The organism is Limosilactobacillus reuteri (assembly GCF_034259105.1).
In the GTDB taxonomy this organism is placed as follows: domain Bacteria; phylum Bacillota; class Bacilli; order Lactobacillales; family Lactobacillaceae; genus Limosilactobacillus; species Limosilactobacillus reuteri_G.
On the sequence record NZ_CP139478.1, the window covers coordinates 1,319,670 to 1,334,539 of the forward strand.

Consider the following 14,870-nt stretch of genomic DNA (forward strand, 5'->3'; position numbering starts at 1 on the left):
ATGGATAAAAAGAAGTTGGATTTTCTAACTTCTTTTTATTTTTTAAAACGTTTTTCCTTACGTCAATTATTTCTAACAACACTTGCTATTTTTTTGCTAGGGACAATTGTGGATGCCATCGCCCCTAATTTCACCATCTTACTTTTAGGGCGATTAATCCAAGCAATCGCTGTCGGAATCATCATGCCACTGTTTCAAAATCTAATGGTTCTCTTATTTCCACCCAACAAGCGTAGTTTTGCAATGGGAATGTCGTCTGTTGTTATTATTCTTGATCTAGCAATTGGTCCTACTTTATCTGGTTGGATTGTTGAGCACTACAATTGGCGAATGCTTTTTCAATTCCTAATCCCGCTTACTATCATTATTCTAATATTCTCAATAATTTACACGAAGAATGTTACTGAACAATCTGCTGTAGATTTAGATTGGTGGTCAGTTGGAGAATCTAGTATTGGACTAGGACTATTACTATATGGATTTTCACGAATTGGAACGGTAGCAAATATTGACTTAATTTCAGCTATTGGTTTATTAGTTGGAATTATATTTCTTATTATTTTCGTCAAACGCCAGCTCAGATTAAAAAGTCCCCTTCTTGAAATGCGGGTATTCAAATCTCCTTCATTTACTAAAACTACAATACTTTCTGCGATTACAAGTATTGTAATGCTGGGTGCAGAATTAATCATTCCCCCTTACATCCAAAATGTTCGTGGAGAGTCCGCACTAATATCAGGACTTTTACTATTACCCGGAGCATTAATAATGATAATTGTTTCACCAATTTCTGGAACCCTTTATGACCCTTATGGAATTAGGAAATTATCAATAACCGGATTCACAATCTTAACATTAGCCTCAATTCCAATGATCTGGTTTGACCAATCAACTTCATTATGGTGGATCACTTTTCTTTATACAGTTAGAATGATCGGAATTGGTCTTGTAATAATGCAGTTAAATACAGCTGGTGTCAACGCTCTCCCTGAACGTTATACCTTGCACGGTAATACAGTAGCAGCAACAATTCGCCAAATTGTTAGTTCACTGGGAACATCTCTTTTAGTAACTATTGCTGCTCTTTTTTCAACTACTGCACAAAATAAGGAAATTAGTAAAATCTCAGCATTACAAATTGGCTATAGCTGGTCTTTTATCACTATTGCCGTGGTATCATTTATTTGTCTATTGGCAACATTTACTCTTAAAAATAAAACATCTGCAGAAATAAAATAAGGAGATAGCAATGAACAATCAAATTCATCTAAGCGCCTTAATTAAACAACTTAATACATCCATAGAAAAACAACTTGATAAGCAACTAGAAAGCCACAAAACAGGATTTACTAGTGCTCAAGTGCAAGTAATTGCTTATCTTTTCGAACATCAAGATAAGGTCATCTATCAAAAAGATCTTGAACACGTAATGAATCTTAGTCGACCAACAATTAATGGGATTGTTAAGCGCCTAATAGCTAAGGGAGCGGTAAAGCTGATCCCTAATCCGAATGATCGCCGGTCCAAACAATTGATTTTAAGCGATACTACTAAAGAAGAAGCACAAAAGCATCAAAAAGAATTTGAAAATGATATTAGAACAATAGAAAAAAACTTACCGCTGGTTTATCAACCAACGAGGTTAAAAAATTCAAACATTATTTAAACCATTGCTTAAATAACATTAAATAGTTAGCCCATTTTTAAAGCATGCTTGTCGAATCACACCGCTATTCACAATCATGCTCTTTCCTTTTCTTCAATAAACGACGAAACATTTCAATCATTCCTGCCGTCCCTACCCCACCAAGCAAAGGAACATATTGAGGGATATTAACATCGTTCTTTCTCGCTTGAACGGGATGTTTGGCAACAATTGGCATCGCCTCACTCTCCTCTTTCCTGTCAGTCATTGGAATAGGATTAGCCCGTTCATTGCTGGTGTTAACTTGATCATCATATTTAGTAAGTTGGTAAGTATCAATCAGCTGGTTTAGCTTCCGATCATACTCAGGATCTGTTGCATATCGTCCGTGAAGTGCCCGTGTAGCTTCACGATAATTTTTGGTATTTTGACGGTGAACTCCTTGATAAAGTGGGTCTTCTAATGTTTGCGCATAATCCCTTAACGCTTCGTATTCACTTGCATACTGTCGAAAATTACTAATAACCTGAAACTTATGGCCCTGCTTATCATATTCAGTCGTGGGTTGAGCAACTGTTTGCCGGGCAAAATACCCCTTAACCCCAAAAAGATTATTATTAGGCGCCTTGCCCAACGTACTGCATCCCCAGTCGCTCTCTAAGGCCGCTTGCGCAATAATGATTGAGGGATACAAATCATATTCCCGACCAATTTGTTGAGCAGCTGGAGCTATTCGATTAATAAACTTTGCTTGAACCGCAGATGGTTGTTGAGGTTGATAAACCTGCTCATCTTCTTTATCTTCTTGCAACTGTCTTTGTTCAGCAGAATTTTCAGTTGAAGATTGAATTGTTTCATGTTCAGGCTCTTCCTCGGCACCTGTCAAAGCATTATTTTCCTTCGCTTGAGCAGCATTTTCATATTCTGTTAAATAAGCATCAATATATTCTTCATCATGATTAACTAAGGCGTCTTCATCAATTGGCTTTGCACGCTTCACGTCTTCATTTGCATCAAATTGTGCTTGTTGGATAGCGTCCGCTTTAATCGGTTGCCCGCTAAGGCTTGTTAAAACAATTAATGCACTAGTAATAACACGGCGGTTTAACACAATAAAACACTCCTTCATAATGTCCTATAGTATATATACGCGAAAATTATGAATTTGCATTTTTAAAACTAAAAAAGACTAGAAGAAAATTCCCCTAGTCTTGATGCTTTACATTTCAGGATATGTCGTTTCCTTGATATCCAATTTTTGATTCTTTAAGTTTGTCTTAACAACGGTAACGTCACATGGTGCTTCACGAATAGTATAAGCAGCAGTTGAACCGACAAGTAGCCGTCCGACAACATTTAATCCGGTTGCGCCAATAATGATTAAATCAATATCATTTTCTTTAGGATAACGTTCCGCAAGTTCAACCTTAGCGTTACCAACCTTTACATCAGTTTTAACATCTTTTATTCCAGCAGCTTCTGCTTTTTTCTTGTAGTCAGCTAACTTCTTTTGCATCGTTTCGATTGCTGAATCATAAATACTATGACTAACAAAGCCGTACCCACCAGGACCAGTACTTGGATAACGTTCACCATTGATAATACTTAGTAACTACAACTTGGCATCATTGGTCTTAGCAGTGTCAACCGCTTTTTCAAAAGCCATATCAGCTTGCTTGGAACCATCGACACCAACAAGAATATTTTGATAACTCATTCTTGACACCTCCATCTTCTGCCTTTATTTTAGCACAAAATTAATCAGTAACGAGATTATTAATTGCTTCCATGTAAATTGCCATCGATGTAATTAAATCATTCACAGGTTGATATTCATTAGCCTGATGCATTGTATTTGGCGTATGTGGCATTAAAGCACCAAATGCAACGCCCCGCTTCATCAAACGACCATAAGTTCCTCCACCAACAACTTCTGGTTTTGCGTCTGTATCTCCAGTTTGATCAATATAAGCTTGCATTAATGTCTTAACAATTGGATCATCTGGATCAACATAATGTGGAGCTTGAGATGGGCCTTGCGTAACTTTAATTTGTAATTTATCGGCAATCGCCTTTACAGTATCCTCTAACTTATCTGGTGTCATGCCTTTAGGGAAGCGGAAGTTCATATCAATGTGACCACCCTTGTCCGCATTGAAGTTTAAGATTCCGGCATTCATAGTTAATTCACCCATTACTGGATCAGTGTAAGCACCATTAAAACCATCCATTCGCGTATCTAAATGAAGATAGTCAGCTAAGAATTCAATGAAACTCTTTGCGCCCCCACCAAAGTCATATCGATTTAAGAACTTTGCCAGGTATGTTGCTGCATTGATTCCCTTTTCTGGTTCCATTCCATGGGTAGCTTTTCCGATGACAGTAATCTTAAGACCTTTATCTGTTGATTCAATATTACCTTCAACCGGATTTTCTTCAATAAAGTGACCAAAATCATTCGTAACTTCTTGAGGATTATCTGTCCGAATAAGGGCAACTGCTTCCCGCGGTACCATGTTGAAACGCAAACCAGATTCAAAACTAACTAGTTGTGTTGAGGCATCCCAATTGCCAGCAGGGACATCAAGTAAGAGTGATACTTGACCCTTTTCACCATTAATTACTGGAAATTCCGCATCTGGTGAAAAACCAAGTGTGGGGGCTGGTTCGACTTCAAAGTAACGGTGCATTCCAGTCCAGTTACTTTCTTCATCAGTTCCAACGATAAAACGAACTTTCTTGTTAAACTTTACGCCTTGATCTTTCAAATACTTCAAGGCATAGTAAGCAGCCATTCCAGGTCCCTTATCATCAGAAGCACCACGACCATATAAGTTGCCATCCTTGATAACTGGGTCAAATGGATCCGTATCCCAACCCTTACCAGCAGGCATTACATCAAGATGGGCTAAAATGGCAAGTGTCTCATCACCTTCACCCCATTCAGCATATCCAACAAGGTTATCGATGTTCTTTACTTTAAAACCGTCTTGTTCTGCCATCTCTAAAAATGCTTTTAGCGCTTGAGCAGGACGAGGACCAAGCGGGTATTCATCTGTTGCCGCTGAATCATCACGGACACTGGGGATCTTCATTAATGCTACGAGATCATTTAAATAGTTTTCTTTTTGTGCCTCTGCGGCTTTCATCCAATCAGTCAAGATTAATCCCTCCAAAATATTCTACTTTGACTAATTTTAATGATACCATTAAATTGTCTATTAAATAAAATAATAAGGAGTCTTAACTGTGAAAAAACTTACTGACCAAATCTTAAAGGATGTTATTACTCCCCGTCCTGAAAACAGTTTTAAAGGAACTTTCGGTAAAGTAACCCTTATCGGCGGCAATCGTAATTTTGGTGGCGCAATTATCATGGCATCAACCGCAGCTGTTTGTGCTGGAGCTGGGCTTGTAACAACTGCAACTGATGAAATCAACGCTAGTGCCCTCCATGCGCAGTTACCAGAAGCGATGTTCGCTGATTTTACTGATGATGCCCTAGTTGCTGACCTTACTAAAGCTGCTACCAGTGTGGTCGTTGGGCCGGGTCTTGGAAATGATGAAACAAGTTTACGAATTTTGAAGAATGTTTTTGCTCATACAACCGAGAAACAAAATGTGATCATTGACGGGTCGGCAATTACTCTTATGGCAATGGAAAAGCTTGAACAGCCACAAGGAAATATCATTTACACTCCACATGAAATGGAATGGCAACGACTCTCTGGAATTAAAATTGGCGATCAAACTGAAGATAAGAACAAGGAAGTCCAAGAAAAACTTAGTGCTACCGTTGTCTTAAAGAAGCACCACACAGAAATTTATACTGATGACCAAGTATATCAATTGCCAATCGGTACCCCCGCCCAAGCAGTTGGTGGAATGGGTGATACTCTTGCTGGAATGGTTGGAGGTTTCACTGCTGAGTTTAACGAGAAGGCAGATAAAGCCGTCCTCGCTGCCGTTTATGCGCACAGTGCGATTGCGGAAAAGATCGCCGAAAGCCAGTATATCGTTCTCCCTCACCAAATTAGTCGTGCTCTCCCAGTCTTCATGAAAAAGATGGAGGGGATGAATGAAGACCACCATATTGGATTTTTGAATTAAGAATTTAAGGATATTAAAAAGGTTCAGAGCAAAATCCTCACTCTGAACCTTTTTTTGTACATTGTTATTTAATGTGTAAAATCGTTCGTAATCTTGCTACTCGTGGTCCCAATAATTGGTCGGCTAATCGTGACTTTAAGCAGAGATAGAGATAAATTCCTGCTCCGACTATTACTCCCGGAATCAAGGAGAAGAAAGCAGTGTAGCGCCCATATGGACTAACAAAAAGGCCAATGATTAACATTACAATCTTTGTCCCAGCAAACATCACTAAGGAGTAAGCTAAAATCTGGTTAGTTGGCAGGGCCATCTTATCAAAACGTAGGTGGAATTCCATATTAAAGGAATGCAAGATTAAATAGTTAATTACAAACATTGAAATCCCGGTTGAAACCAGTGGTCCTAATCCTTCAAAGATCCAAATACATGGGAACTGGAGGATAAATTTAATTACGATTCCGATTGCTAAAAACATCATCATCTTCTTATTCTCAGAAATCCCCTGCATCATTGCTGCGGCTACAGTATACAAGCCTAACATAATCGAAATGTAAGCCGCAAATTGCAGTACTACAACCCCTGCCGCATCATAACGATAAAAGACGGTGTAGATTTGCTGAGCAACCGCGGATAATCCAAGAGCTGCCGGAATCATCACGAAATAGAATAACAAGAGAACATTTTGAATCTGTTTTCGCATATCCTCTTGATCGTTCTGAGCCCGGGCTGTCGCAAGCAAAGGAATAACTGTTGCGGCTAATGCAGAAGCCAATGAAATAACAATCATGTAAAGCTTATTAGCATTAAACGCAAACAATGCATAAGTAACATCCATCTGATACTTAGTAAAGTGACCGACTAATGGCATCATCCGCTTAAAAGTATATTGATCAATTAATTGGAAAATCGTTACCCCTGATTCAATAATGATGAACGGAATTGACTGATAAATAATCTTAAAAATTAATGTTTGGGTTGAAACTTCAGTATTTACTTCACCTTGTGCCACTAAGTCATTCATTTCGCGTCGGTGACGCATCCAGGCAATCCCTAAGACGATCACTGCACCAATTGCTCCGATAAAGGCCGCAAATGTTGATTGGGAAACGGCACTAACCCAATTGCCATTTTGAATCTTCATAATGAAATAAGTGGCCGCCAGCATATAAATAACCCGGAAAAGCTGTTCAACAAATTGTGAAATTGCTGATGGTGCCATCCAGTTATACCCTTGTAAAAATCCTCGGGTAATCGACATCCCTGGAATAATCAAAATAGCCCAAGCTAATGAGCGAATAACCGGAATCATATTTGGATCTCCATTATCCATTAAACGAGCCCCAAACATCATCACCGTTGTACAAATTACACCCATTGCCATTGCAACGTACATTCCAGAATGATACAGTCGGCGACTAACCCCATACTGATTTATTCCGTTATAATGCGCGACCATTTTAGAAATTGCAGAAGGAATTCCCGCCGTTGCAATCACTAAAAACATATTATAAATATTGTACCCCTGAGCATATAAGGCATTCGCTTCGTTACTGTAAGCTCCTAACCATGTAACCCACGGAATAATGTACAGCGCCCCTAAGATCCGCGAAGTAATACTACCAGCTGTCATCCAAGCTGAACCTGTAATCATTTTTGTTCGCGAATCTTTTTTTACTGCGGTGCTGCTCAAATCATTTACTTTATTTTCTTCCATGATTTGTTGCAATCCTACCTTTTTTATTTTAATCGAGTTTACACAATCCTAATCATTTTATCGTGAATAAAAAGCTGGTGCAATTCGATTTATCGTTTTTAATATTTCTTTAACCTAGTATTGTTCCAAATCGACAGTTACCATTTTAATGATTTGATCTGGATGTTGTTGCTTTAACACCTCTAATGAGCTTACAGAAGGGGCTTCCTCAAAGTGGCCGAGTTTATCATTAAGGGTAATTGCTAGACCCAATTTAGCAAAATCCATCGCCTCATCCATTGTTTTCCCCTGGGTAAATGCTTCCGGCAAATCTGGAAAATCAACTTGAATTTCATTATCTTTCGGGGTAAAAATTGCTGGATAACTCACTATTTCCATAATTTATATCTCCTCAAATAAAAAGAAGCAGGAAAACATAGATTCCCTGCCCTTTATTAATTTACTATTTTGCAACAATGTTAACGATCTTGTTAGGGACAACAATGACTTTCTTAATATCCTTGCCGTCAGTAAACTTCTTAACATGTTCGTTTGCTAAAGCAAGTTGTTGTGCTTCATCGCGGTCAGTATCCTTGGCCATCTTAATCTTAGCCCGTACCTTACCGTTAACCTGGACGATCATTTCAACTTCATCTTCAACTAAAGCTTTTGGATCGTAAGTTGGCCATGGTTGGTAAGTAATTGTATCACTCTCACCGAATTGACTCCAGAGTTCTTCAGCCATGTGAGGCATGATTGGTGCAATCATCTTTACAAAGCCTTTCATGTATTCAACTGGTAAATCATCAACCTTGTAAGCTTCGTTTACAAAGACCATCAATTGAGAAATAGCCGTGTTGAAGTGCATCCGTTCGTAGTCTTCGGTAACTTTCTTAACAGTTTGATTGTAAACCTTGGTAAGCTTACCATCATTGAAAGTGGATACCCGGTCACGGAGGTGGTTATTATCATCCATCAACAACCGCCATACACGTTGAACCCACTTATTAGCACCATGAAGTCCCTTTTCATCCCAAGGTACAGATTCTTCAAGTGGTCCCATGAACATTTCGTAAAGACGTAAAGTATCAGCCCCATATTGGTCAACAATGTCATCAGGGTTAACAACATTACCTTTGGACTTCGACATCTTTTCATGGTTTGAACCAAGAATCATCCCCTGGTTAACAAGCTTCATGAATGGTTCTTTAGTTGGTACGAGACCGAGGTCATAAAGAACCTTATGCCAGAATCGAGCATAGAGCAAGTGAAGAACAGCGTGTTCAGCTCCACCAACATAGAGATCAACTGGTGACCAGTAATTAAGAGCTTCTTTTGAGGCAAATTCCTTGTCATTATGAGGATCAGTGTACCGGAGCCAGTACCATGATGAACCGGCCCATTGTGGCATGGTGTTAGTCTCACGAAGACCATGACGACCATTTTCGTCATAAACGTTAACCCAATCTTCAACATTTGCTAATGGACTTTCACCAGTTCCTGATGGTTCGATGTTATCAGTCTTTGGTAATTCAAGTGGAAGTTCATCTTCTGGAACTAATGAGGTTGTCCCATCATCCCAGTGGATAACTGGAATTGGTTCACCCCAGTAACGTTGCCGACTGAAGATCCAATCACGAAGACGGTAGTTAACTTTCTTATGACCAGCATCGTGTTCTTCAAGCCAATCGATCATCTTTTGCTTTGCATCAGCAATGTTCAAGCCATCAAGGAAACCAGAATTAATGTGCTTACCGTCACCATCAAAAGCACCTTCTGACACATCTGTTCCTTCAATAACAGGCTTAATTGGCAAGTCAAACTTAGTAGCAAAGTCATAATCACGTTGATCTCCGGAAGGAACAGCCATTACTGCCCCAGTTCCATATGAAGCAAGCACGTAATCACTAATCCAAATTGGTAGTTTTTCACCGTTAACTGGATTAATAACGTAAGAACCAGTAAATACACCAGTCTTGTCCTTGTTTAAGTCAGTCCGTTCAAGATCAGACCGCCGTGATGCTTCTTCCTTGTACTTTTCAACTTCCGCCTTGTGTTCTGGTGTTGTCAATTGGTCAACTAATTCTTGTTCGGGAGCAAGAACAACATAAGAAGCACCAAAAAGCGTATCTGCCCGCGTCGTAAATACTTCAATCTTAGTATCTTCATTCCCCACAACTGGGAAAAATACTGAAGCACCTTCTGAACGACCAATCCAGTTACGTTGCATTTCTTTAACGCTTTCTGGCCAGTCAACAAGATCAAGATCGTCAATCAAACGGTCCGCATAAGCAGTAATTTTCAAAACCCATTGACGCATTGGCTTACGGTAAACGGGATAGCCACCACGTTTAGTCTTGCCATCTTCAACCTCTTCGTTGGCAACAACTGTTCCACCCATAAAATCAGGGGCCCAGTTAACCATAATTTCACTTTCGTAAGCAAGCCCCTTCTTGTAGAGCTGTTCAAAAATCCATTGAGTCCACTTGTAGAACTTAGGATCAGTCGTATTTACTTCACGGTCCCAGTCATATGAGAACCCGAGTGATTGGATTTGGTCACGGAAATGATCAATATTTTTGTTCGTAAAGTCCTTAGGGTTATGACCAGTCTTTAACGCATATTGTTCAGCTGGCAAACCGAATGCATCCCACCCCATTGGATGTAAAACATTAAAGCCTTGCATCCGCTTCATCCGTGACATTACATCCGTAGCGGTATAACCTTCTGGGTGACCAACGTGGAGTCCTTGACCAGATGGATACGGGAACATGTCTAATGCATAATACTTCTTTTGGTCCTTATTAAGGTCTGCTTTAAAAGTTTCATTCTTCTTCCAAAACTTTTGCCACTTTTTTTCAATCGTCTTATGATCGTAAGCCATATTTTCTACTCCTTGTTCTGATTTTAATAATCGTAATAAAAAAGTCCCGTAGAAATTAATCTACGAGACGAAATAACTCCGCGGTACCACCCGTTTTCCATGGAATCCATGGCGCTTAGAACCTTAACGCGGTAAACGTCATTACCTACTAAAATTCAGTAATAATCACATCTAGATGAGTTCGTAAATGACCAGTCTCCTGTTCACACCACCACAGGATCTCTGCTGACCTCGTCAAAAACTACTATTTCTATTACGATCAAATATTTAACGCCTATTATAACAATCACCGTTAATGATTGCAAGCGTGTAACTAAATTATTAGCCTAAAATTTCTTTTAATTCGTCAACTTTATCAAGGTGTTCCCATGGTAAGTCCACATCAGTTCGACCAAAGTGACCATAAGCAGCAGTTTGCTTGTAAATTGGCCGCTTCAAGTCGAGCATTTCAATAATTCCAGCTGGACGTAAATCAAATACTTTTCGAACAGCGGCAATTAATTCTTCTTCTGAACGGGTACCGGTACCATAAGTATTAATCATGATCGATACTGGTTCTGCTACACCAATGGCATAAGCAACTTGAATTTCTGCCTTCTTAGCATAGCCCGCTGCAACAATGTTTTTAGCAATGTAACGAGCAGCATAACTAGCAGAACGGTCAACCTTAGTAGCATCCTTTCCAGAAAAGGCTCCACCACCATGATGGGCAGCCCCACCATAAGTATCAACAATAATCTTCCGTCCTGTTAAACCGGCATCCCCTTGAGGCCCACCGATTACAAAGCGACCTGTTGGATTAATGAAGTACTTAGTTTGGTCATCAAGGTACTCAGCTGGAATGACTGCTTCAATTACTTGTTCTTTAATATCCTTTTTAATTTGATCAAGTGAAACCTCTGGATCATGCTGGGTACTTAAAACAACGGTATCAACACGTAATGGCTTGTCATTCTCATCGTATTCTACAGTTACTTCGGCCTTTGCATCTGGACGAAGGTAAGAGATAACGCCATCCTTACGTAGTTGAGCAATCTTACGCATTAATTTATGGCTTAAAACCAATGTTAATGGCATATATTCAGGTGTTTCGTCAGTAGCGTAACCAAACATCAATCCTTGGTCACCGGCACCAATCTTATCAAGCGGATCAGCTTCACCTTCACGCGTTTCTAAGGAATCATCAACCCCTTGAGCAATGTCTGGTGATTGTTCATCGATTGCAGTGATAACAGCACAATTATCAGCATCGAACCCGTACTTACCATCTGTATAACCGATCTTACGAATTGTGTCACGCACAATCTGTTGGATATTAACGTAGGCCTTAGTAGAAACTTCACCAAAGACTAATACTAGTCCAGTGGTAACTGAGGTCTCAACTGCAACCCGTGAATCAGGATCCTTCTTAAGCAATTCATCCAAGATCGCGTCACTGATTTGGTCAGCAATCTTATCTGGATGTCCTTCTGATACTGATTCAGATGTAAATAAATGTCGTTCTGCCATTTTCTAATTCCCCCATATTCTATTGAAACTTTCAAATAGTTTGTAGTTGCGGTTACAAGGCATCTTCACGTTCAGACGTGAATCCTATCGGGAATTGCTTTATAACGAGAATAATCTTAGCATAATTGTTAACCAACAATCAATGTTAATCCAGACATTCTTATTTCAAACGGGCATTGACCATCCCTACTGCCGTCATGAAAGAGTAAATAATTGTCGGACCAACAAATTTAAATCCATCCTTCCGCATTTGCTTGGCTATTTCTTCCGAAGCCGGTGTTTTAGGAGCTAATTCAACATCGGTAGTTAAGCCCAAGTCTTGCGGCTGATCATCAACAAAGTGCCACACATAATCGTCAAACGTCTTTCCCGTTTTCCGTAATTTTAAAATCACTTGTGCATTATTAATTACCGCTAATATTTTAAGACGATTACGAATAATAGTTTCATCCTCACATAATCGATTAATATCTTCATCGGTAAAAGATGCCACTTTTTCAATCTTAAAGTTATTGAATGCCTGATTAAATGCTTCCCGTCGCCGCCAGATTGTCTGCCAAGTTAACCCAGCCTGAAATAATTCTAAAGATAACATTGCAAATAACTGCTGATCATCATGAACTGGAAATCCCCAGTAGTGATCATAATAGTCTTGCATTTCTGGTGTCGCATTTGCCCATTGTGGTCGTTTAAGTGTCATTATCAATACCTCTTTTTTGTTTTTGGCAGATTGCAAGAAATAACTTGAACAAAGTTAGTGACGCAGATTACGCAAAAAGATCTCAATTGGTGTGCGCCAGTTTAAACATTTGAGTGGCCTGGAGTTCAAATACCAGTTAATTTGAATTAACTCATCATCAGTGATTTCCTCAATCGGTTGACCTTTGGGGATAAAGCGTCGTAGTACTCGGTTGCGATTCTCATTACTGCCCCGTTCATGTGGAGAATAAGCATGCGCAAAGTAAAGGGGGATTCTGGCCTGCTCTTCAATTAGCTTGTAGTTAGCGAATTCTTTCCCATGGTCAACAGTAAGGGTCTTGAGATTATCTTCTAACTGATTAGCTAATTCTAAAATGGCCTTGGTCATTGAGGTACTATCTCGTCCCTGAAGCCGTTTAACGATGGTAAGACGACTCTTACGCTCGACAAACGTAGCTATTGCTTGACCTTTACGCTTTCCAGATAAAACTGTATCTGCTTCAAAGTGACCTGAGGTATGACGGTCAATAACTTCAGCGGGACGATCTTCAATGGAACGTCCATGGCTAAAAGTCCCACGGGTTTCTATGGCTCGTCGGCGGCGAATTCCATGGTCAGGTAAATCAGCCACGCCAATATCCAATACTCCTTGATCAATCCAGTTGTAGATGGTCTTGTAGGCGATTCTAACTACATGAGCCACTTGTTCAATCGACCATTTTTGGATCTTAATCTTTTCTTCAATTAATCGCTTGAGGTTAGTCGTTAAGATGGTTTTACGCCCACGATGACTAAGTTTAGCTTCATGATCAGCTTGAGCTTTAACTGCGTGATATTCACCAGTCAAACGATGAACCTCATTAAAGATCGTGGTTTTACTGAAGCCAAGGTAATCAGCGATGTATTTAAGGGAGCGGTTTTCATAACGAAGAGTTTCGATGACAACACGGTCTTCAAATGATAAAATAGTGGTGCCCATAAAGGTCCTTCTTTCTAATGGAATGTTGTGGTGACACCATTAAAGACCTTTATGGGTTTTTATGTCCACTAATATGTTCAACTTAAATTTTACAATGGTGGATTATAGAATGAAGTTAGCCACCCAGTTGGTGGTAAATAAAAAACGCCATTCGGCGTGACATCAGGTATCATATTAAGTGAACCAAACCTATATGAAAGGATGTCCGTCAAATGACGCACTTAAATGATACCATGTCTACTAGTTTATTGACTACTCATAAAAAGAATGCTCATCTTACTAAAGAAGAACGTGTGATGATTGCGACTTTAAAGTCGCAAGGACTTTCCAATCGCGCAATTGGTCGCCAATTAGGAGTTAATCATCAAACAATTAATAACGAGCTCAACCGTGGTACGGTCCGCCAACTTCGTCGTCAAAAATCTAATGGTAAGATTTACGAATATTCTTACTACATCTATAGTTATGAAGCTGGTCAGGCCACATATTTTGAACATCACCGCCATTCTGGTCGTCGTCGCTTATATTATTCTTCAAAGCAATTTTTACGATTAGCTGATCAGCTAATGCTTGGTGAGTTTGACGACCACCATTACTCCCCACAAGCGGTTATTTATAAGGCTCGAGATTTAATGAATGATGGCACCCTGATCCCAAAGTCGGTTGTAACTTTATATCAATGGATTAATGAGGGTGTGCTTCGTACGTCCAATTTAGACCTCTTTGAAAAACCTAAACGTAAGCATCATCGAACTCATCCGCAAGCTAAAAGGTGCTTAGGGCCTAATATTGCTCAACGACCTCAAACTGCGGACCAACGGTCCGAAATTGGCCATTGGGAACTAGATACAGTTCAGGGACAGAAAAACGGTAATGACAGTGTTGTACTAGTAATGACTGATCGCCTTTCACGAGTTAATATCACAAGTAAAATTGCTGGTAAAACTGCGCATGCAGTAAATCAGTTCTTTATAAATTTACGCCAGAAAATGGGCACAGATGCTTACTATCGCATCTTTAAGACAATAACCTCTGACAACGGTTCAGAATTTAGTGAGTTAACACAAGTTCACGATCATGTTTTCTATGCTGATCCGTATTCCCCTTGGGAACGTGGATCCAATGAGATCAATAACCGGTTTCTCCGCAAGGAGATTACCAAAGGTGAAGCTATAAATAACTATAGTAGTGCTCAGATCATAGCGACTAATGATTGGATGAATCACTATCCACGAGCTATGTTTAATGGACATTCGTCAATGGATATCTATCGTAAGGCCTTCTACCAAGAGATATCACAGCTCCATCAACCAATAATCAATTGGTCAGTATTATTTATTTGAGTCCAGTG

12 protein-coding genes, 1 pseudogene, 1 riboswitch and 1 other annotated feature are annotated in these 14,870 nt (G+C 39.6%); of the genes and pseudogenes, 4 read left to right on the plus strand and 9 right to left on the minus strand.

Going from position 1 to position 14,870, the window contains the following annotated elements; all coding sequences use genetic code 11:
- Together SH603_RS07425 and SH603_RS07430 are read left to right on the plus strand one after the other, a co-directional pair.
- Positions 1–1,239 carry a DHA2 family efflux MFS transporter permease subunit gene (locus SH603_RS07425; RefSeq protein ID WP_169477715.1) on the plus strand — a complete coding sequence of 413 codons (1,239 nt, stop codon included), beginning with the start codon at positions 1–3 and terminating at the stop codon, positions 1,237–1,239.
- 10 nt (positions 1,240–1,249) lie between these two features.
- Entirely contained in the window at positions 1,250–1,666 is a 417-nt protein-coding gene (locus tag SH603_RS07430) for a MarR family winged helix-turn-helix transcriptional regulator (protein ID WP_169471720.1), read from the plus strand.
- A gap of 64 nt (positions 1,667–1,730) precedes the next feature.
- Here the strand turns inward: SH603_RS07430 and SH603_RS07435 are convergent, their stop codons facing one another.
- The 3 genes and pseudogenes from SH603_RS07435 to pepV form a co-directional block, all read right to left on the minus strand.
- Positions 1,731–2,774, minus strand: coding sequence for a glycoside hydrolase family 73 protein (locus tag SH603_RS07435; protein ID WP_169471721.1), 1,044 nt, complete (start codon positions 2,772–2,774; stop codon positions 1,731–1,733).
- Positions 2,775–2,864: 90 nt separating this feature from the next.
- Positions 2,865–3,377, minus strand: a pseudogene (locus SH603_RS07440) (universal stress protein).
- Between the two features lie 25 nt (positions 3,378–3,402).
- Positions 3,403–4,806: a dipeptidase PepV gene (pepV, locus tag SH603_RS07445; protein WP_169473037.1), complete on the minus strand. Its 1,404-nt coding sequence runs from the start codon at positions 4,804–4,806 to the stop codon at positions 3,403–3,405.
- An 88-nt stretch (positions 4,807–4,894) separates the two neighbouring features.
- Here pepV and SH603_RS07450 point away from each other — a divergent pair, with 88 nt between their 5' ends.
- The gene (locus tag SH603_RS07450) at positions 4,895–5,755 is read left to right on the plus strand and encodes an NAD(P)H-hydrate dehydratase (protein ID WP_169473036.1); all 861 of its coding nucleotides are present in this window, start codon (positions 4,895–4,897) and stop codon (positions 5,753–5,755) included.
- 64 nt (positions 5,756–5,819) lie between these two features.
- Here SH603_RS07450 and SH603_RS07455 read toward each other — a convergent pair whose 3' ends face one another.
- The 6 genes from SH603_RS07455 to SH603_RS07480 form a co-directional block, all read right to left on the minus strand.
- Entirely contained in the window at positions 5,820–7,469 is a 1,650-nt protein-coding gene (locus SH603_RS07455) for a putative polysaccharide biosynthesis protein (protein WP_169473035.1), read from the minus strand.
- 114 nt (positions 7,470–7,583) lie between these two features.
- Entirely contained in the window at positions 7,584–7,847 is a 264-nt protein-coding gene (locus SH603_RS07460) for a type II toxin-antitoxin system HicB family antitoxin (RefSeq protein WP_003664210.1), read from the minus strand.
- Positions 7,848–7,911: 64 nt separating this feature from the next.
- On the minus strand, positions 7,912–10,332 hold the full coding sequence (gene leuS / locus SH603_RS07465) for a leucine--tRNA ligase (RefSeq protein ID WP_169471726.1): 2,421 nt from the start codon (positions 10,330–10,332) through the stop codon (positions 7,912–7,914).
- A gap of 60 nt (positions 10,333–10,392) precedes the next feature.
- Positions 10,393–10,601, minus strand: a binding site (T-box leader).
- A 52-nt stretch (positions 10,602–10,653) separates the two neighbouring features.
- Positions 10,654–11,841 (minus strand): methionine adenosyltransferase, encoded by a 1,188-nt coding sequence (gene metK, locus SH603_RS07470; protein WP_003664212.1) that lies wholly within the window; start codon positions 11,839–11,841, stop codon positions 10,654–10,656.
- A riboswitch (SMK box riboswitch) is annotated at positions 11,839–11,951 on the minus strand. It overlaps the preceding gene by 3 nt.
- Positions 11,952–12,001: 50 nt before the next feature.
- On the minus strand, positions 12,002–12,541 hold the full coding sequence (locus tag SH603_RS07475; RefSeq protein WP_113897440.1) for a DNA-3-methyladenine glycosylase I: 540 nt from the start codon (positions 12,539–12,541) through the stop codon (positions 12,002–12,004).
- Between the two features lie 54 nt (positions 12,542–12,595).
- Entirely contained in the window at positions 12,596–13,519 is a 924-nt protein-coding gene (locus tag SH603_RS07480; protein ID WP_321533737.1) for an IS30 family transposase, read from the minus strand.
- A 212-nt stretch (positions 13,520–13,731) separates the two neighbouring features.
- On the opposite strand from SH603_RS07480, the gene SH603_RS07485 reads away from it, so the two are divergent.
- Positions 13,732–14,862: an IS30 family transposase gene (locus SH603_RS07485; protein WP_321533738.1), complete on the plus strand. Its 1,131-nt coding sequence runs from the start codon at positions 13,732–13,734 to the stop codon at positions 14,860–14,862.
- Positions 14,863–14,870: the final 8 nt, after the last annotated feature.